Annotated in this window: 14 protein-coding genes; 6 read left to right on the forward strand and 8 right to left on the reverse strand. The window is 41.3% G+C overall.

All coding sequences use genetic code 11. From position 1 onward, the window contains the following. Nucleotides 1-128: 128 nt before the first annotated feature. Nucleotides 129-551 carry a VOC family protein gene (locus MKY99_RS17150; protein ID WP_339265215.1) on the reverse strand — a complete coding sequence of 141 codons (423 nt, stop codon included), beginning with the start codon at nucleotides 549-551 and terminating at the stop codon, nucleotides 129-131. A gap of 299 nt (nucleotides 552-850) precedes the next feature. Between MKY99_RS17150 and MKY99_RS17155 the strand changes: the two genes are divergently transcribed. Further along, nucleotides 851-2,545 (forward strand): M3 family oligoendopeptidase, encoded by a 1,695-nt coding sequence (locus MKY99_RS17155; protein ID WP_339265217.1) that lies wholly within the window; start codon nucleotides 851-853, stop codon nucleotides 2,543-2,545. A gap of 96 nt (nucleotides 2,546-2,641) precedes the next feature. On the opposite strand, the gene MKY99_RS17160 is transcribed toward MKY99_RS17155, so the two are convergent. Further along, the gene (locus MKY99_RS17160) at nucleotides 2,642-5,395 is read right to left on the reverse strand and encodes a sugar-binding domain-containing protein (protein ID WP_339265220.1); all 2,754 of its coding nucleotides are present in this window, start codon (nucleotides 5,393-5,395) and stop codon (nucleotides 2,642-2,644) included. A 145-nt stretch (nucleotides 5,396-5,540) separates the two neighbouring features. On the opposite strand from MKY99_RS17160, the gene MKY99_RS17165 reads away from it, so the two are divergent. Beyond that, nucleotides 5,541-6,479 carry a helix-turn-helix domain-containing protein gene (locus tag MKY99_RS17165; RefSeq protein ID WP_339265222.1) on the forward strand — a complete coding sequence of 313 codons (939 nt, stop codon included), beginning with the start codon at nucleotides 5,541-5,543 and terminating at the stop codon, nucleotides 6,477-6,479. Nucleotides 6,480-6,563: 84 nt separating this feature from the next. Here the strand turns inward: MKY99_RS17165 and MKY99_RS17170 are convergent, their stop codons facing one another. Genes MKY99_RS17170 through MKY99_RS17180 form a run of 3 tightly spaced genes read right to left on the reverse strand, consistent with a single transcriptional unit; the run spans nucleotide 6,564 to nucleotide 7,855 of the window. Beyond that, nucleotides 6,564-6,941 (reverse strand): DUF1801 domain-containing protein, encoded by a 378-nt coding sequence (locus MKY99_RS17170; RefSeq protein WP_339265224.1) that lies wholly within the window; start codon nucleotides 6,939-6,941, stop codon nucleotides 6,564-6,566. A 31-nt stretch (nucleotides 6,942-6,972) separates the two neighbouring features. Then, the gene (locus tag MKY99_RS17175) at nucleotides 6,973-7,335 is read right to left on the reverse strand and encodes a DUF4180 domain-containing protein (protein WP_076283444.1); all 363 of its coding nucleotides are present in this window, start codon (nucleotides 7,333-7,335) and stop codon (nucleotides 6,973-6,975) included. Between the two features lies 1 nt (nucleotide 7,336). Next, nucleotides 7,337-7,855 (reverse strand): ankyrin repeat domain-containing protein, encoded by a 519-nt coding sequence (locus MKY99_RS17180; RefSeq protein ID WP_339265227.1) that lies wholly within the window; start codon nucleotides 7,853-7,855, stop codon nucleotides 7,337-7,339. A gap of 221 nt (nucleotides 7,856-8,076) precedes the next feature. On the opposite strand from MKY99_RS17180, the gene MKY99_RS17185 reads away from it, so the two are divergent. Further along, nucleotides 8,077-8,562 (forward strand): DUF2975 domain-containing protein, encoded by a 486-nt coding sequence (locus MKY99_RS17185; protein ID WP_339265228.1) that lies wholly within the window; start codon nucleotides 8,077-8,079, stop codon nucleotides 8,560-8,562. A 112-nt stretch (nucleotides 8,563-8,674) separates the two neighbouring features. Here MKY99_RS17185 and MKY99_RS17190 read toward each other — a convergent pair whose 3' ends face one another. The 3 genes from MKY99_RS17190 to MKY99_RS17200 form a co-directional block, all read right to left on the reverse strand. Further along, a complete protein-coding gene (locus MKY99_RS17190; protein ID WP_339265229.1) occupies nucleotides 8,675-12,784 on the reverse strand; it encodes an S-layer homology domain-containing protein in 4,110 nt (1,369 codons plus the stop codon). 143 nt (nucleotides 12,785-12,927) lie between these two features. After that, nucleotides 12,928-14,019: a response regulator gene (locus MKY99_RS17195; RefSeq protein WP_149647163.1), complete on the reverse strand. Its 1,092-nt coding sequence runs from the start codon at nucleotides 14,017-14,019 to the stop codon at nucleotides 12,928-12,930. A 3-nt stretch (nucleotides 14,020-14,022) separates the two neighbouring features. Then, a complete protein-coding gene (locus MKY99_RS17200; RefSeq protein WP_339265231.1) occupies nucleotides 14,023-17,133 on the reverse strand; it encodes an ATP-binding protein in 3,111 nt (1,036 codons plus the stop codon). A 246-nt stretch (nucleotides 17,134-17,379) separates the two neighbouring features. On the opposite strand from MKY99_RS17200, the gene MKY99_RS17205 reads away from it, so the two are divergent. From MKY99_RS17205 to MKY99_RS17215, 3 genes are read left to right on the forward strand one after another with little or no spacing between them, the layout of a single operon-like run. Then, nucleotides 17,380-18,156: a MerR family transcriptional regulator gene (locus MKY99_RS17205; RefSeq protein WP_339265233.1), complete on the forward strand. Its 777-nt coding sequence runs from the start codon at nucleotides 17,380-17,382 to the stop codon at nucleotides 18,154-18,156. Then, the gene (locus MKY99_RS17210; RefSeq protein ID WP_339265235.1) at nucleotides 18,153-18,833 is read left to right on the forward strand and encodes an N-acetyltransferase; all 681 of its coding nucleotides are present in this window, start codon (nucleotides 18,153-18,155) and stop codon (nucleotides 18,831-18,833) included. The genes MKY99_RS17205 and MKY99_RS17210 overlap by 4 nt, the downstream gene beginning before the upstream one ends. Further along, entirely contained in the window at nucleotides 18,817-19,824 is a 1,008-nt protein-coding gene (locus MKY99_RS17215; protein ID WP_339265237.1) for a CocE/NonD family hydrolase, read from the forward strand. The genes MKY99_RS17210 and MKY99_RS17215 overlap by 17 nt, the downstream gene beginning before the upstream one ends. Nucleotides 19,825-19,908 lie beyond the last annotated feature (84 nt).

Below are 19,908 nucleotides of genomic sequence, written 5' to 3' on the forward strand. Positions count from 1 at the left end.
AAAAGAGGGAGGAAGGGTTCAGAGTGTAAAGCGAAAAAATTCTAAGATTCGTATAGAAACAGAGATAAACCGTATTCTGAGAATACGGTTTAAGAGAGGCTAAGTAACAAAGCTCTGAATGGACTCCTTTAATTCTCGAGCTCCCAGTCGGGATTCCATGCGACTTCCCACAAATGCCCATCGGGGTCCATAAAGTGACCGGAATACCCTCCCCAAAAGGTATCATGTAAAGGGTCAACGATCTTCGCACCAGCCTTTTGAGCTAGCTTCATAACCTGATCTGCTTCCTTTTTACTTCCTACATTGTGGCCAATCGTTATTTCTGTTGAACTGGCTGGGGATAATGGAACCTTTGCCTCATAGGCCATATCTTTCCGATTCCAAAGTGCCAGCTTCAAGCCTGCCTGCAAATCAAAAAAGGCAACCGCTCCATGTTCAAATTCTTTGCCAATGATCCCTTCGGTCGGGAATCCTAATCCATCCCTGTAAAAAACCAAAGCTCTCTCCAAATCATCCACGCCTAGTGTTATTACTGTAATTCGGGGTTTCATCTATATCGAGCCTCCTATTTTCGCTTCGTTAAGTTGTACGAGTGCGCTCATTAATTGTGTTCAGTACTTCTTCCCAATGCATCTTCATCTGCTCTCACGTAACTGGATGGACCATTTTCTCATGATAAGATCTACTATATTCATAGATAATATCAAACCACATTCCGCTTAACAAGTTTTTACACTTTTGTACATTTGTTCTTTTTTCGACCATAAAAAGCTTACACAGGTCTATCGTAAATGGCTGTTCAGATTATATAATAGAGACTATCTGGTATAGAAAGGAAGTTGATTTTTTTATGAAATTTGATGATTACCGCTATGAGCGACCGGATGTAGAGAAATTCAAGCAAGACTTTAACGCCCTGCTGAAAGATCTCAACGACACATCACCACTAGAGGTGCAAAAAGCTTCCGTCACTGCCATTAACAAGCTTCGCAATGAGTTTGACACGATGCAGACATTGGTTAGCGTTCGTCATTCTATCAACACGACAGATGAATTTTACAAAGCCGAACAAGAATTCATGGACGAAATCGGGCCTGTCGTTCAGGAATACATAACTGACTACTACAAAGCACTCGTACATTCCAAATATAGAGCCGAGTTTGAAAAGGAATGGGGTGCACAGTTACTCCAGCTTGCTGAAGTATCGCTACGGACGTTTAGTCCGGAAATCATTGAAGATTTACAATTGGAGAACAAACTATCAACTGAATACTCCCAGCTTATCGCATCTGCCAAGATTCTTTTTGAAGGTGAAGAGCGTACACTGCCTCAACTCGCACCTTTCGAATTGTCTACAGACCGTGATATGCGTAAAAGCGCTTCTGAAGCTCGATTTGGTTTTATGTCCGAACATGAGGCTGAATTTGACCGCATCTATGACGAGCTCGTCAAGGTCCGTGACCGCATAGCTAAAAAGCTTGGGTACAGCAACTTTGTTCAGCTAGGTTATGACCGTATGATGCGTACCGACTATAATGCTGATATGGTTGCTAATTTCCGCAAACAAGTTTTTGAATATATCGTACCTGTCTCCCAGCAATTAAAGAAGCGTCAAACTGAACGACTGGGTCTAGATGAATTGAAATATTACGACGAGAACTTTAGCTTTAAGACCGGGAACGCTACCCCTAAAGGAGATCCAAACTGGATTGTAGCTAACGGTAAGAAGATGTACAAAGAGCTCTCCCCTGAAACGGATGAATTTTTCACCTTCATGCTGGACAATAATCTGGTGGATTTAGTAAGCAAAAAAGGAAAACAAGGCGGCGGATATTGCACCTATTTCAGCCAATACCAAGCCCCTTTTATTTTCTCAAATTTCAACGGAACCTCTGGGGATATTGATGTCTTAACTCACGAAGTGGGTCATGCGTTCCAGGTTTATGAAAGCCGCAATATTAATGTGCCAGAATATGCCTTTCCAACCTATGAAGCATGTGAGATTCATTCCATGAGTATGGAATTTTTCGCTTGGCCTTGGATGAATTTGTTCTTTGAAGAAGATGCAGATAAATACCGCTTTAATCACTTATCTGACAGCCTTCAGTTTATTCCTTACGGGGTATCTGTCGATGAATTCCAACACTTTGTTTATAGCAACCCTGAAGCAACTCCTACTGAACGCAAGCAAGCTTGGAGAGACATCGAGAAGAAATACTTACCACATCGTAATTATGAAGGTAACACTTATCTGGAACAAGGGGGCTTCTGGCATAAACAAGGCCACATCTTTGCCTCACCGTTCTACTACATTGACTACACACTAGCACAGCTATGTGCCTTCCAATTCTGGAAACGTTCGAACGAAGATTTCAAATCTGCTTGGAGCGATTATTTGGAGCTATGCCAAGCTGGTGGAAGCAAGTCCTTTATTAAACTGGTTGAACTAGCGGGTCTGACTTCACCATTTGAAGATGGCTGCATTAGCTCCGTTATTGGGGATATTGAAGGTTGGCTGAACAGCATTAATGATAAAGAGCTTTAATCCATTCTCTGGTAAGCTCAACACAAAAAAAGCAATCCTTGCCTTATGGCTTGGATTGCTTTTTAAAATTGAATGATCCAACTTTACCCATGTATGTTATCGATAACGAATCAATAAATCTATTGGGTATCGACCCGCATTGCGACCATATAAGGCTAAGCCTCCACCCTCTGCTTGAAGCTCCAAACGGAAAGTACGATTGCGATCTAGTTTAGCTGCTAACTGCCCCGGTACACTTACTTTACACATATAGCCGTAAGAGCCCGCCTCATCCAACTTATTCGCTAATGGCTGATAATGCCAAGATAATACACCTCGGCTGTCGGCCGGATCATCTGGCAAATAGAAGGAGCCAATCCGTTGACCTTCTATCAGAACATTCACACGTGAAGGATGACGTTCTTCGTCGGTCATATAATACGTATTCGGATTATACTCCACCCTAGCATCTGCACCATGCATGAGATCAAGTCCCATTTCATTTTGCTTTGCGCCTTCAACATTTCGAGCCAATACTCGCTTTGCGCTGGCTTCGAACATGATTTCGATCTCGCCAATCATCTTTTTCTCCATACCATCTGGAAGAGTTACATCATATGCATAACGGCCTTGCCCAGCCCCATTGATTTTTGCGCATTGAATAGCTTCCCATTGTTGTTCAAAGTTGTGTTCTTTATACGCAGCAACAGGGATACTAATACAATCTCCATCCCCTTCAAACCTTATACCCTGATTACCGCTTCTTACATCAAACGTAATGAAGTTGCGTGTGATTACCTCTTCCCTATTATTTATCAAGGAAACTGCCAGCACTGCAACTGCGTCCTGATCAGGCATAAGGACATAAAGAGGAGATAAATCTGACACTCCATATCCGTCCCACTTCACTGACATATGCTCACTTTGTGTAACAACTCGTGTTCCCAAATTGTCGTACCAAAGCTCCCACTTCACCTGTAAATGCTGTCCATGATATTTATCTGAGAAGCTGGAACGAAGAAGCGGAACTTTAACTTCATCCTTTGCGTTTACTGTCTGGCATGGCGGTGCATCGATCACGATGAAGTCCGGAGAATGCAGATCAGAAATCGTCATCCCGGGAACAAAGGCATCATAACCAAAATCTTTATCGCTGCCGTCTAACCGATAATAACCATTGAACTCGTTCGTAACATCGCGAAATTCGGTAAATACGAAACCACATAGCTTATCATGCCTCCGGAATTCATTCATCATATAGCGGTAATGCCATGCTAAATCACTATCCCCTGCCCCGCCTTCGATACCCCATACGTTTCCACATTCACTGTTCATCAGCGGGGCATCAGATTGTACATTACCTCCGATACAGTTAAAGTCTGAACCAGGAAAAGTTTTGTCTACAACCTCATTCAAATGAGCTCTAAGCTGATCATAACCATTAATGTAGAAATGCCAAGTATTGATATCAGATTCCACATGATCATAGTTACAAGGTGAGTTATCTTCAACGATTCTAGATGGATCTAGTCGTTTTGCCCAGCGATATTGTTCCCGAACCCATTCCTGTGTTTCTTTGAGATAACTAGTCTGCTGCTGTAAATCACTCGTCAGACTAGTGTCCTGAGCGTTCGTCTTCAAACCCCATGTCTCGTTAAACATTACCCAAGAGAAAATCGATGGATGATTATAGTCTCGTTCAATAATCCCAAGTGCTTCACGTTCATACGCGTTACGTGCTTTTTCATCGGGATTCCCCCAAAAGCAAGGCATGTCTTCCATCACCAAAATACCCAGTTTATCCGCCCAATATAGTTTGCGTGGTTCTTCTGGCTTGATATGAATACGCACAAAGTTCAGTCCCAGACGTTTCATTAGATAGATTTCATCCCGCATATCTTCATCAGACGGATAAGTGAAATAGCCCGTTTTGTGATAAGACTGGTCAAGGGTACCGTTTAAATAAATCGGCTTACCATTGAGGGTAATCCAGCGATAACCACGCTCATCAAAACGCACAGTTTCGATTTCTCGAACTCCGAAATAGGTACTGACTGTGTCTGTGCCAAAAGATCCGCTAAGTTGTAGTTCGCCTTCGTACAAATAAGGTGTATCTGGACTCCACAATTTTGGATCTGTTATATGAATAGAGAGCTTAAATTCATTCTGCCCTGCGATAAGATCTATTTTCTCAGTATGCAATATAGAATTCTCTGCGAATTTCAGCGTGAAATCTGCCGATCCATTTTCTTGTGCAAAGATTCTTGTGGTCACTTTCACTTGCCCATCAATAGTGGTCACAAACTTAGCATCTTTCATATAAGTCTGAGGCCGAGATTCTAGCCATACGGGCTGCCAGATTCCGCGAATTTCTCCATAACCTTGTTTGCCACGTGCTTGGTAATCATGATCGAAGTCCTCTACTCTAACGACAATTGTATTGTCTAAATCTTCAACCCAGTACTGAGTAACTTCGAACTCAAATGAATCATATCCACCTTGGTGTGAACCAACATGTACTCCGTTAATCCAAACGTCACATGAATAATCTACTGCCCCGAATCGCAAAAATAGTCGTGTCTGTGAGTCGGTAGTCTGCCATTTCAAAGTCCGCCGATACCATCCTATCCCTTTATGATCACTGCCAATACCTGATAATGGACTTACCCAAGAAAAAGGAACAGTAATCATCGAACTGTAAGCGATTTCGGAATTGGAATACCAATGTTCGCTAATTCCTTCATTGCTCGGATCAAAGCTAAATGACCATTCCCCATTCAAATTCATCCATTCGTTGCGCTGCCAATGTGGATGCGGATGTTCGGGACGAGGAAGCGGAAGACTCTCAACATTCAGTACGGAAGTTGTCATGATATGAGCACAGCCTTTCAAAATAAGAAGTTGAGCTCATTTTAGCACCAGTATATAAAATTCGCAATGTATATTATAATTTTACAATATATAATCTTCAGTGTACAATATCCTCAACCTATCCTAACGAAAAGGAATACAACCAATGAATGATATTTCGCAAGAAACGATACGATACCCCGCATCACGCATCTTAGATGTTGCTAAAGCACTTTCTGGAGATGTCAGAGTCCGCATTCTTGAAGCCCTTGGTGACAAGCCCATGAGTGTCAGTCAATTGGCCGAGACACTTGGCGTAGCTCAACCAACAATTTCAATCAATGTACAGACCCTTGAGCAAGTTAACTTAATCTCATCTACACAGGGTGCAAATCGCGAGAAAATATGTGCGGTCACCTGCCGATCCATCCAACTCGATCTTCCTTCGAAGCTAGGCGATGGTCTGCATCAAACGGAAGAAATACATATGCCCATTGGGATGTTCTCCCACTGTTCTATTCAACCCTCTTGTGGTATGACTGGTAAAGACGGCGGAGTCATCGGTTCTCAGGATGATCCACGGGTATTCTACATGCCGGAACGAGTTGATGCATCTCTCTTATGGTTCGCTGACTCTGGCTATGTCGAATACTATTTTGCCAATCCACTACCCCCTGGTGTCGAGCTTGATGAGATTCGGATTTCGGCTGAGGTTTGTTCTGAAGCACCTGCATTTCGAGAAGATTGGGCAAGTGACATCACATTAACTATAAATGACCTGCATGTCGGCACTTGGACTTGTCCATCAGATTTCGGTAACCGGAAAGGAAAATTAACACCCGACCGATGGAAGGGTGGTACAGAATATGGAATGCTGACAGAGTGGAGTATCTCAGAACAGGGTAGCAAAATAAATGGAACTGCTTCTTCCCCTACTACAATTAGCTCACTGAAGCTGGCATTTAATGAGCCCATTCGAGTACGATTTGAGATTCGCGAGGATGCCCTCAATAGACGAGGACTTAATCTATTCGGAAGTGGTTTCGGAGACTACTCACAGGATATTATCCTGTCGTTTGTGCGTCGTTCAGTATCGGGTACATGATAACACGTAAGAATCGCACACCTGAAACCAGAGTAGATCGAAAGCTTCAGATGTGCCAGTGGACAATGTTTTCTTACACACCAATTACTTACGCTTATCTTCAGCTTTTTTGATATTCTCAGCCACTCTAAATTTCACGATCTTACTAATTAATTCATAGGGCATCGGCTGATTAAGAGGGAATTGAATGGATCCTTTTGCTCCTTTATAGACTGATAATTCTTCTTTGAAAGCGTCAATACCATTAGGCGTTGGATAAAATCCAATATGGTTTTTGAAAGCCGCAAAATGCACTAGATTTCCGTGCAGTGTAAAAGTAGGCATCTGATAGCTAATCTTTTCAATCGCTTCAGGTGCCGCTTCTTTTATTACTTTTCTTATTGTACTAAGGATTTCCTGAATCTCAGATGGAAACTTTGAAATATAGTCATCGATCGATTCATACGTGATTTTAGCGTCCATGGTAAGTCCCCTCTCTGTTTTAAGTTCATATTTAACTTTGATGAAGTGCTGCCAATGCTTCGTCTTCTGTACTCTTGAACAATATTTTATTCCCCTGATTACATTCGTAAATAAAATCATTCAGACTTTTACTATTATAGCCAGTAAATTCTCCCACAATAGCAACTCGCATCTGATAGTTTGTATACTTTTGAAGAATCTCTCCGGCAAGCCCCGTCTTTAACTCAAAAAAATCATCTGTGATTTGCTCTTTTCTTAGAATCATTTTATCGCATTCTTGATATCTCACGTTTGCCATTAGATCGAGTGCATCATTTACATTATTAATTACAATACCTTCGCTGGAAATCAAAGCTACTGTTGAATTGTCTTTACGGTTTAATGTGATTTGCATTCTAAATTGCTCCTTTTTCAATAAGAAATTCTTTTACGTTGTGGTTTCCTTGTTGGATAGCTATAGCAAATACTGATTCACCACCTTCAATTTTAGCATGGATGTCAGCTCCGTGTTCGATTAACAAGCGTATCAGCTCCACATTATCCGAATGAAAAGCTGCAGAATGCAAGGCAGTGTGCCCATCGCTATCAAAAATATGTGTCTGAGCACCCTTGTTCAATAGCAGTTGGATAACACCCATATTCCGCTCCCCAGCAATTGCAGCATGAAGTGCAGTATTAGAAGGAATGAAATTAATCTTGGAATGGGATACTGCATCAACCTCAGCACCATGGTCTATCAATACCTGCACCGCTGCTTCTTTACCGAAATGTGCTGCATATCCCAAAGGTGTAAGGCCCTCGTTATTTTCCGTATTTGCAAGAGCCGGATGGAATTCTAAAATTTCTGTTAGCCGTGCAGCATCGCCATGTTGTGCCGACTGAAAAACTTCATTAATACTTTGCCGTAGTTCCATTAGATTTCGCCTCTTTTCAATTGATGAAGAAATGATTTAGCTTATTTTTTCTGGATAGTGAAGCCTTTCTCCTGCTAACAAGAAGAAATGATGTTGTCGTCTTTTAAAGACGATAACCATTTCTCGTAAAATAACAAACACAAAAAACAATACAAATTTATTGTAAATCAATAAATTAAATGCTAAAATCATGAAGTCATTAAATAAGTGAGGTGTTTTAAATGAATGTTAAACGAGGTTCAACCACTTTCTTAAAAGTAATTATTTTTCTGGTTGGAATTGCAGTGCTTGCTTTGTGTATCTGGTTGCCTGAGATAGCGGTAAGAGATGCACGAGTACATCCAGATACGGCTTACTTCCTGATTCCCTTTTTAGTATGTGCTTACGGATTCTGTATTGCGTTTTCTGTTGCGCTTTACCAAGCATATAAACTATTAAACAACATCGAAAAGAACAATGCTTTCTCTGAATTATCCCTTAACTCTTTGAAGATTATAAAGAAATGTGCTTTTGCAGTCATTTTCCTCATTTTGTTAGGACTAGTAAGCTTAAGGGTGCTTGCTAAAGTTACAGATAGTGATGATCCAGCGGGTCCTACATCATTATGTCTAATGGCTCTTTTAGCAACAAGTATCATCGCAGCCATTGTGGACGCACTTCAGAAGCCATTAAAAAATGCCCCAGATATAAAGCCAAAAAATGTATGATTAACAGTCAAATATCAACATTAGAATTTAATATAGCCAAAAGAAAAGAGTATTCATTCGAAGGTTATCGAATGAATACTCTTTCTTTTCAATGTATATTGTGAGCCAATTTTTAAATTAAATCAGACTTTTGAAGAAGCCGCTTAACGATCGCTGCAACCTCAGCTCTGGTCATATCATCCTTGGGAGCAAGTACATTGCTGCTTCGTCCCATGATTACGCCTGCCTGCAAGCAGTCAGCAATTGCGCTAATCGCCCAGTCAGATGCTTTGCCGGCATCGGTATATGGGTTCAAGAATCCTTCAGCGGATTGATTAGGAAGGTTAGCCTTTAGCGCTGTAATTTTCATCGCTTTGGCGATAATCAACATCGCTTGTTCACGGGTAACTTGGTCATCAGGGCGGAACATGCCATCTTCAAAACCATTGATTAATTGATATGCATATGCAGTATTGATCGCACTGTTATACCAATCCGTAGTTTTAACATCCGAAAATGTTGTTGCTGTTTGACTCAATCCTAGTCCGAGACCGCGAACGACAATCGCCGCAAACTCTGCGCGGGTAATCGCTTGATCAGGTGTAAATTGACCATTGCCAGTCCCTTCGATAACTAAACGGGAACCCATATCATTCACTGCATCTTTTGCCCAGTGATTAGCAACATCACTGAATTCAAGTGGATGCCAGATTACAGAGTAAGTGCCGCCACTAAGGCTGTTGATTGTAGCAAAATATTTGCCTTCAATGACTATCACTTTAGTAGGTACATGATGCACTGAGCCATCAGCATCAATATACACACCGGTTGTAATCTTCTTCGGGTCCATCCCCTCCGGAATAGCAATAGTACGTTTCACATACGTATTGAATTGAGAAAGTTCAATACTCTTATCTCCGTACATGCCTCTAGCAGTAAAGTTTACTGGTGCGCCGACTAATGAAAATGATCCGTTTTGTGCAGCAGCTCCTAATGCCTTAACTTGATCGGCAGTTGGTGCGCTGATTTCAATCTGAATTTTAATATCTTGTAAAGCTACAGACTTACCAATCTGCGCGGATAAGGCCTCAATATCAATCTGCCCAGCAGGCAGTGTAAATGTCGCATTTCCCGTTCTGATTTCAAGTACAGCTTGATTTCCCTGCATATTTTTAACCATTTGTCCGTTTAGTTCGCCAACGATAACATCAGATTTACTAGTGGCAGTGATAGAAACCACCGCACCTTTACCTTCAGCGGCGAGCTTGTCTTCCAGCTTCTTCTGGTCTAAAGCAATGGTGGTTAGCGTTTGATCATTCCGTTTACCATTCGTCGCAGTTCCCACGGTTTCCGCTTTACCATTGATTAAAATGGAAGCATCATTTGCCACAGGTGCCGGCGTTGCTGATGGAGTTGGTTGAGAAGGAACATCAACACTGGATGGAGCGCTCGGGATGACTGTATTGGATTCAGCAGATGATTCGCTAAAGCCAGCCTTATTGATGGCCTGTACCGTGAAGGTGTAGCTTGTACCATTCGTAAGACCACTGATTGTAAGCGGACTTCCATTACCCGTAACCGTCAGCCCTCCCGGATGAGCCGTTACAATATATCCTGTGATTTCACTTCCACCATCGTTTACCGGCGGTGTAAAGGTGATGATCGCTTGACCATTTTCTGCAGTTGCAGTTACGGATGTTGGAATACCCGGTGCTGTAATTGGCTTAGCAGGAGCCTTCACAGTAACGGTTGTTGAAGCTTTATAACTTCCATCTTTCGTTGTAACTGTAATGATGGCTGTTCCCTCACCAATTGGAGTTACTTCTCCATTCACAACCTTGGCTACAGTCTCATCGCTGGAGCTCCAGATCAGGTCTAGATCTGTTGCATTTGCAGGCTCTATTGTCGCTTTTAGTATTCCCACAGTTTCACCAGCTGTTAAATCGAGCGTCTCCTGATCTAGCCTCACCCCAGTTACATTCACAACTGGTGGAATTGGTTCACTTACATTCACTGTTGTTGAAGCAGTAAAACTTCCATCTTTAGTCGTAACCGTAATGGTGGCTGTTCCAACACCAACCGGGGTTACTACTCCGTAAACAACCTTAGCTACTGTTTCATCACTGGAGCTCCAGATTACCCCCTTATTGGTTGCATCGGCAGGTGCGACTGTCGCTTGTAGCGTTTTATCACCTTCTCCAACTGTTAAATCAAGTGTTGGCTGGTCTAAGGTTACTCCGGTTACTATAACAATTGGTGGCTTAGGTGCTGCCACATTCACAGTTGTTGAAGCCTTAAAACTTCCATCCTTAGTCGTTACAGTAATAATTGCTATACCCTCACCAACTGGTGTAACCACTCCATCCACGACTGATGCAACAGTTTCATCGCTGGAGCTCCAGATCACATCTGTATCTGTCGCATTTGCAGGTTCTATTGTCGCCTTTAGTAAGGCATCTGCTTCACCAGCAGTTAAGTCGAGCGTCTCCTGATCAAGCTTCACTCCGGTTACGTTCACAATTGGAGCACTCACAGTTACGGTCGATGTCGCAGTATAACTTCCGTCTGTTGTTGTTGCTGTTATCGTTGCCGCTCCAACGCCAACTGGGGTGACCACTCCATTCACAACTGTCGCCACAGTTGCATCACTGGAGCTCCAGATCACGGTTTTGTTCGTGGCATTAGCAGGTTCTATTACAGCATTTAGTGTATCTCCTGCTTCTCCCTCTGTTAAACTAAGTGATGTTTTATTCAAAGTCACTCCAGTTACGAGGACATCTCCCACATCGTTTACCTGCACATTGAAGGTGTATAAACTACTTATAGTGCCATCATTTACAGTAACAGTAATCACACTGTTTCCGTAGGCATTCTTCGCTGGTGTTATTTCTAACGTCCGCACATCCCCACTTCCACTTACTTTCAGTCCATTATTCGGAATTAGGGAAGTATTAGAAGATGTAGCTGATACATTTAGGTCATCCCCATCCACATCAATAACCTTAAAGGAGCGTGATACAGATTTATTTTTTTCCGTTGTAGTACTTCCCATGAAGCCTGTGTCCTGCTTCCAGCTAGCACCGGTGATTGAACCGTTCTTAGCTGAACCAGCCGGTGTATTGACAGCGATAATACCATCATTGCTATTCGAAAATTTATAGTTCAAAGCCAGATTAGGCTCTGATCCATTCAAATCGACGTTCATTTCGCGAACAATTTCGCTCTGGGTTTTAGCTTTACTCCAAAACCTTACGTCTCTCATCCCACCGCTGTAATCTCCGTCCTGTCTCCAGGTGCTTTTACCAAGCCAGTTGTTCGGACGTGCCATATTTCCAACTGTACTTAAATCCATAGCCCCTTCTGCCTTAAGAACACCATCCCAATAAATACGCCCCTTTTTCTGACTGTGATCATAAACAATCGAGACATGTACCCACTTGGAGATCGGGAAATCGTCTGTGACATTAATATCTCCTTTATTGGTGTAAGCGATGAAATGCATTTTTTTGCCGTTAAAGCCCACAAAAATATTGTGGTTCTGCTCTGCGATTGAAGATTCGAAGAATCTCATCCAGGTATTAAAACCATTGACTTTTAAATTACCTTCAATTGTAAAAGAATTCTTGTATAACAGTTGATCTGGGAACGTCACATAATCTCCATTGCCGTCAAAACTAAGATAGTCCCCACCATTCAGTTCTGTCAGATAAGGTGCGTCGTTCACTGGATTTACTGTAATTGTGGCGGTGCCTGGATCTGAGCTGAAAGCTGCAACTGTGGTATTCGCATTTTTTTGATAATTTTGATACCCTGTTGCTGTAGTGTCCCATAGCTTAAAGTCAATGGAAGCTGTTCCGTTCCAGTCTTTAGCGGGGACAAAACGAATTTTCTCCGATTTCAGCAGCAGAAAAGCTTTAGTGTCAGACACTGGCTCGATATTATACCAGATGTTTCCCAATGTGTTGTAATATTGCCAGGCCCCATTTGTATTATCAAATGAAACCACAGCAATCCCTGTTGTCGCTGGATCGGTTACCTTTCCTGACAAAAGACTGGAAACAACAACGCCTGCGTTGGAAGAATCGTCTTCATTGATGGACGGTATCACAGCTGGGCTATTCACGATCCAACCAAAGTCCGATTTTGCACTCACTATTTGAGTGTGGATCGGCCCCACACCTTGCACCACAACTCCAGTGGCTAACGAAATACTAATGCCTATTTTCATAAATGATGGCTTCAAACTCTTTTTCCCCCTCTAGCTTAAATCATGTCATCATTTCGACAATAATCGAGAGTATTATACAAAATTATGATAAACGAAAAATAAACAAAAAAAAGAACCTTCGAATTCTAATCGATTCGTCGGTTCTCTTTTTCTTTATACTAGTTCATCATCTTCTTAATCAGAGCTTTGAGCTTAGGATCAGGTGAAGTTCCAAGCTCCTGTTGAAGGGTCTCTTCCAATTGCCCATATCGCCGATAAGCTTCATTCATACGCCCTAGTTCAATATACAAATGAATGATTTCCTGATGGATATCTTCTCTCAAGGGATCCAATTTCAAGATTCTCTCAAAGTAGTGCAGCGATTGTTGACGCTCGTTCTGCTCCATATGAAATCTAGCAGCTAGTTCCAGCAGTCCAATAAAATCCTGTTCAAGTCGGCGTGTCTTCCCACTAGCCCAATCGTATGCTTTACCTTTGAGAAAGGACCCCGTATACAATGTTTCTACTTGATTGAACCATTCAGAATCTTTTTTCGAGACCTGCCTAATTTGCTTCAGCTGTCGCTTAAACTCATACAAATCACAATAAATACTGCGTTCCTCTATACTAATTTCGGTTCTGCTGGCTTTAATAAAGCTAGTTCCGATTGCTTTTCGAATATAGTACAGGGTTGAGTTCAGATTCTTCAGCGCTTTATCAGGCTCCAGCCCGCTCCATAAGGTATCGATAATTTCATCTCGGCTAACCGTCCCTTTACTAATCAAAAAGGCAAACAATTCTTCGGTTTTTGGGCTCCTTAGCTTGATGGGCTCTCTGTCTTGCGTACGGCGGTATATCTTTAGTCCATTAAATAAGAGAACTTCTATGACGGGCTGAACCGTCACACCTCTATTCATTTTTTTGATCTTATCCAAAGTTTTAGTTAAACGCTGTGCAGTTACAGGCTTCAGCAAATAATCCACAGCACTCAGTTCGAAGGCTTGCAGTGCGTATTCGTCATACCCTGTAACAAAAACCACATTAATCGATTCATCTAGTTCATGCAAAAGGGTGGAAAGCTTCATTCCATTTGTGTCAGGCATAGAAATGTCCAAAAAAGCTACATCAATCGAATTCCCCTTCACAAATTCATAGGCTTCCGTCGGATCCAGAAAAGTATCGTATACTTCAATCTCTCCACTCTGAGATAATATCCTTTTTAAGCGCTTTACTGATAATTCTTCATCATCCACGATAATGGCTCGCAGCATACTTCAACCTCCTATCCGCTTCATGTGTTGTTTGGGGATATCAAAAGAAACCCGTGTGCCTTTTCCTTCAACACTTTGAATACGAATGTTCTTTCCATAGAGAAGTTTGATGCGTTGACTAATATTCCAAAGCCCTACGCCTCTTTTATCTACATCTGATTTCATGATTTCCTCCAGCTTGTGCTCACTCATTCCGCGTCCATTATCTTCTACAACAAAGCTGACTACAGAAGGATCCGACTCTTTCACAGATATAGTTACCTTTCCTCCCCGTAAATTGGACATCAGTCCATGTCTTATAGCATTTTCTACTAATGGTTGTAGGATAAGTGGGGGAATCCGGCTATCCGTATTTGCGGTTATATCATATTCCACTTGTAATCTAGCACCAAAGCGCACTTTTTCAATATTAATATATGCTTTAACTAGCTCTAGCTCACCCTCCAAGGTAGTTAACGAATCCAACTGTTTGAAGTCAAAGCTGCTTCTCAAATACTGTGACAGCTCCAGCGTTAATTCTTCCGCCTGCTCAGGTTCTTCCACACATAATGCAGCAATTGAATTCAGGGCATTGTACAAGAAATGCGGTTTGATCTGAGAACGTAAAAAGGCAATTTCGGCATCTTTAGCTTTCTTCACAGAAGCTCTCAATCGGGTCAGGCTTTTCACACGTGCCATTAATTCTTCCGCTTCAAACGGCTTCCCCACATAATCATTTGCCCCATTATCCATGGACATTTTCATATCGCTAACTCTATTCTTCGCCGTTAGCATTAACACAGGCAGCTCAAAGGGTGTGAATCTCTCTCTAATCCTTTGCAGAACCTCATAGCCAGAAATATCCGGCATTGTAATGTCCAGTACAACGAGAAAGAAGTCTGAATTCTTCGATAACTCATCAAGTGCCAGCTGCCCGCGGTTCACAACAACCATGGAATATCCCTCAAGCTTGAACAAGTTGATCATAGATTGCAGGTTGGCAAAATCATCGTCCACGACCAAAATCGGCTCATTGATTTTACCTTGGATATATATAGGATACTCCTGGCGCGGAAAGAAAACTTCTCTATAAGGAAGAGTCTTATCCACGATTGGACCCGTGACTTGATTAGATGTTCGATCCCATCGTGGAAGAGTAAATATAAAGACCGATCCTGTACCAGCAACAGAGTCCACTCTAATGTTCCCGCCATGTAACTCAACCAGCTTCTTGGTAATGCTTAGTCCGAGACCTGTTCCACCATGACTATGAATTTCAGCTTCGTCCACTTGCTCAAAGGCCATAAAAATACGTTTCTGCATATCCGGTGCAATTCCGATTCCCGAGTCTGCCACACGGACCTCAACCCATTCATGAGTAAATCTGGCACTAATATTTATTTCACCCTGCTCCGTGAATTTAATCGCATTATCTACCAAGTTGTGTAAAATCTGAATCAAACGGTTGCCATCTGCATGTACAGGTGGAAACTCTGGAGCAACATTGTTTACGAGAAAGATCGACTTTTCTCCGAGCAGAAACGAATGTATACCGATAACAGAATCAACAACAGCTTTCAGATCTAGGGTGCTTTTATATAAGGTGATATCTCCATGCTTCATTTTGGAATAATCGAGTAATTCGTTTACCATATAAGTTAATCTTCTTCCACTTCCCATTACGATCGCTAGATTCTGCGCTTGCCTTTCGGTAACTGGACCTTCAACCCCATTAAGTAGTGTAGCAGTAATGTTCACTATGGCATTTAGTGGTGTCTTCAGCTCATGAGAGGTATTGGAGAGAAATTCGTCCTTAATTTTGTCCAGACCGATCAGTTGGTTTTTCATTTCATCTATCGTATGATAAGCCTCGAAAAAACGGAGAACAATCAGAACGATCATAATGATATTAAAGGCTACAATGTAAAACTGTCCTAGCCAAAGGTTTTCTTTCATCGAAAGAGCAAACAAAATGATGTCTATCGAGTACAGATTGATAGCAAGAATCGCCAAGAACAGCAGCAACGATTTGATTCGATTTACTTCTGGACTTCTGATATACAAGATAGCCACTCTAAACAACATCCAAATTAACATCAATTCATATACAATGATCACATAGGTAGAGAAAAGCGTGTAAGTACGAATAGGCAGGATTGCTACCAATATTATAAAGCTGCCTAGTATAATCGTTACGACTTGCGTAAGTTTTAAAGAGATTATGCTTTTGTGCATTTGGTAGAAAAATATAGCCAGAACAATAAAACACGATATGGAGCTAATATCCTTCACTTTGTATAACACAATGAACGAAAGGTTTGGGAAAAACAGTAACAGCGAACGTTCTCCAATCAAGCCATGATAGATCGCAAGCAGTAAACAAATAATAGCAAATACAAGTAAGGAGTAATCCTTCTTACGGTATAAAGCAGCCGCTACAAAGCAGATGACAAAAATAAGTGATAATGTTCCCAATATTGCAACTGTACTAAATTCACGAGCCGTACTCTTCTGCTGGTTCTCCAGCATAGCGGCTTCCTCGCCAAAAGTAAGAGATACCGGAATACCTGCATTTACATATTCATAGTTAGAAACTTGAATGATAATCTCTACATCACCTTTTTCAGACGAAAAAAGCCCAATCTGCGGAATATTCCCCGACTGGTAATCGGCAGTACTCATAGTGGGGTTTCCATCCTTAATGAGTAAATGCCCATTCACATAAATCGCACTCGAAAAGCGGATATTCGTTTTTTTCAAAGCGAATACACCGTTTACAGGTAAGTTTTTCAGCACCATCCGATAAGTAGCAGAACCGAATGCAGGTAAAGGTTGTCCATCAACCACTTTGCCATTCCATCGTGAGGGGACCTCCAGAAATGCTGTAGGAGCAGGTTTGTCTGTGCTTGATTCTTTAAAATGCTCAGGCATTAGCAGCTGGTTCCAATAAAATTCCCACTCACCATCTAACTTGATGATCTTTTGTTGCCCATAATCCCAAGTTGAAAGATCCATGCTCCCCTTCTGAACTTGCAGATAATTCTCATGTTGATCATTGTCTATAAAAATGGATAGTGGGATTGTTGCTAACGAGATGAAAGCAATTAAATAAATAAGTAACGTCCTTTTGAGCATCGTAGGCCCCTTTTCTATGGTGATGTTAAGCTGCGCAAACGCTTGGGGCATCGTGCAACACTTGGATTAAATAGGATAGATAACGATAGATAATTCTATAAAATTTTCTGTTTTCCTTCATGTTTCGACAAATTAATGGAATCGCGATAAGCGATTACACGAAACTGAGATCCACGCTTGACCTTAGGTCAGACCTAAGGTTTATAGTTAAATCAACAAATACCAATATAGTTAGGAGAACCTCCATTGAATCATTACATTACGATTGGTGAACTTTCAAAACTTATGAATGTATCCGTACATCAAATCCGATATTTTGAAGAGAAAGAGATTTTATTTCCAGCCTATACTGATAGCAATCAATACCGGATGTACGGAATTAATGAGATTTATCAGTTGGCCCAGATCCTATTACTCCGCAAATTGAACGTGCCTGTCAGTACGATTAACAAAAGCATGAATAACTTCACCAAAAATGACTACCATCAACTTTTGGAGCAGTCTCTAAGTAAAATAAACTCTGAAATAAACCAGCTAATGTTGTTGCAACAGTTTTTACAAAAGGTACTTAAGGAATACGAGCACTCCGACATTCTAGAAGACAAATATCACATTAAACAATTGGATACTCGTCATTTAAAAAAATGGATGGAAATAGAGCAAGATGAGTCACTCACCGCTCGAAGTCTGTATGAAAAAAAGCCGCAACCAACTCATTTATTTGAAACAGATCTGCATTATTTATACGGTACTGAACAAGTAACCTTATGTTTTGAAAGCACTCACTTCCCGGACATCATCCTAGAAAAAGGCAGCTACTTATATAAAGCATTTTTCGTGACGGATGATCATGATATTGAACTTGAGATTGCTCAACTGGAACACTATATAACACAACATCACTATACAATTCAGGGACCATTGATCCTTTTGGAAAAATCATATCTATCCCTATTCAACAATGACAAGCTTCATTATGAAATCCAAATTAATATTAAGCATGACCCTGACGGTGTAGCATGATAAGTCCGAACAAGATAACAATCGCTCATTACCAAGAACAAGATCATAGAGCAGTGTGCAATCTTTTAGTGGATGCGTTCCACGGTAAGTTCCACTCCCTCACCTCACTAGAGGACGATGATATTGCTGAACTACTTTTTGGGCTCTGGGAGCATGATCAACCGTCCGCATCATCACAACAAATCGTAGCTAAAGAAAATGGAGAGGTTGTCGGTACGCTCAGCATTAAGTGGAAGGACAGCCGAGCCTCAGACAGAAGTAAATTAATATCACCTCACCATAGTTCCTTTTCACAATTATTTAAGAAATTTGGATATTTAAATGTATGTAAGTTAATGGTTGGGTTACATTTTTTGAATTATCAGCCTCGCGCAAAAGAATGTTATGTCGATCATTTGGCCGTTCGATCTAGCCACCGTAATAAAGGAATCGGTAAGCAGTTGCTTAGTTGGGCAATAGATTCTGTAAACAGTCACTCCGAAGTGGACAAATTAACGCTACATGTTGCTAAAAATAATAAACGAGCTATTCATATGTACCAACAGATGGACTTTGCTATCGATCAATCAAACTATAGCGGGATTAGACACCTTCTTTTTAAAGAGGCTAATTGGCATTACATGACGAGGCGTTTACCACTACATCCTAGGAGCTCAATAAATGAAAAAAAATATTAAATTAACCGCATGCTTGATCATTGGCTTAATGGCAGCTTCAGTCTTATTCGTATTAAATCAGCATTCATATGCAATGAATGAGCAAAAGATAGAAATCGAAACCCCTCAGGGTAAACTAACAGGAACTTTAATTCTACCCCAGCACTATTCTGGAAACGTAGGGCTAATAGTTTTTGTTCATGGTGATGGTCCCATAAATGACACATACGATGACGGATATAAACCTTTATGGGAGAAATTCGCATCTGCCGGATATGCTTCTTTGTCTCTTAACAAGCCTGGTATTGGTGGTTCCTCTGGTAACTGGTTGGAGCAAAGCATGGAAGATCGTGCTCAGGAAACGATATCTGCGATTAACTGGGCGAAGAACTTACCAATGATTGATAAGAAGTCTATTGGTTTGTGGGGAGCAAGTCAGGCCGGTTGGGTGATTCCCAAGATTGTAAAAGAAGTTCCTGATCTCGCGTTCAGTATTCTTGTATCGCCTGCGGTGAACTGGATTTCTCAAGGTAAATACAATACAAGATTAGAAATGAAACAAGAAGGCTTCTCGGAAAATGAGATCCAAGCGAAAGAACATTATAATGCTCAAGTATTACAATTACTTAACGAACGAGCATCTTACGAGGATTACTTGCGTATTGCACATTCCGAGAACTTGATTTCTAAGGAACGCTGGGGATTTATCGCCAAAAACTATCAGTCTGATGCCACCGAAGAACTTAGTTACTTCAATGCTCCTGTCCATTTAGTACTCGGCGGTCAAGATATCAATGTAGATATTGAGGAAACCGAACGTATTTACCGTGAAAAAATACCTGCCAGCTTGCTCTCCGTCTCTTATTTTCCCAACGCTGACCACTCTATGCTGTCAAAGAAGAATGCCGCATCCCCCTTAAGGACTTATTTAACCGCTGTTTTCTTTCCACGACAATTGGTGGAAGATCAATATTTAGATGATCTAAGCCGATTTGTAAAGACACAACATTAAACCTATTTCCAGATAAGAAGTCTGGCTATTGACTTTACCCTTAGGGGAAGGTGCATAGTGGAATTGAACAAACCACCGAAAATT

The sequence above is a fragment of the Paenibacillus sp. FSL R5-0470 genome, assembly GCF_037975205.1.
Taxonomy (GTDB): Bacteria; Bacillota; Bacilli; order Paenibacillales; family Paenibacillaceae; genus Paenibacillus_AQ.

Bases quoted from the DNA above. Each gene is read 5' to 3' on its own strand.
- MKY99_RS17150 (WP_339265215.1), bottom strand. From the start codon at position 551: ATGAAACCCCGAATTACAGTAATAACACTAGGCGTGGATGATTTGGAG.
- MKY99_RS17155 (WP_339265217.1), top strand. From the start codon at position 851: ATGAAATTTGATGATTACCGCTATGAGCGACCGGATGTAGAGAAATTC.
- MKY99_RS17160 (WP_339265220.1), bottom strand. From the start codon at position 5,395: ATGACAACTTCCGTACTGAATGTTGAGAGTCTTCCGCTTCCTCGTCCC.
- MKY99_RS17165 (WP_339265222.1), top strand. From the start codon at position 5,541: ATGAATGATATTTCGCAAGAAACGATACGATACCCCGCATCACGCATC.
- MKY99_RS17170 (WP_339265224.1), bottom strand. From the start codon at position 6,941: ATGGACGCTAAAATCACGTATGAATCGATCGATGACTATATTTCAAAG.
- MKY99_RS17175 (WP_076283444.1), bottom strand. From the start codon at position 7,335: ATGCAAATCACATTAAACCGTAAAGACAATTCAACAGTAGCTTTGATT.
- MKY99_RS17180 (WP_339265227.1), bottom strand. From the start codon at position 7,855: ATGGAACTACGGCAAAGTATTAATGAAGTTTTTCAGTCGGCACAACAT.
- MKY99_RS17185 (WP_339265228.1), top strand. From the start codon at position 8,077: ATGAATGTTAAACGAGGTTCAACCACTTTCTTAAAAGTAATTATTTTT.
- MKY99_RS17195 (WP_149647163.1), bottom strand. From the start codon at position 14,019: ATGCTGCGAGCCATTATCGTGGATGATGAAGAATTATCAGTAAAGCGC.
- MKY99_RS17200 (WP_339265231.1), bottom strand. From the start codon at position 17,133: ATGCTCAAAAGGACGTTACTTATTTATTTAATTGCTTTCATCTCGTTA.
- MKY99_RS17210 (WP_339265235.1), top strand. From the start codon at position 18,153: ATGATAAGTCCGAACAAGATAACAATCGCTCATTACCAAGAACAAGAT.
- MKY99_RS17215 (WP_339265237.1), top strand. From the start codon at position 18,817: ATGAAAAAAAATATTAAATTAACCGCATGCTTGATCATTGGCTTAATG.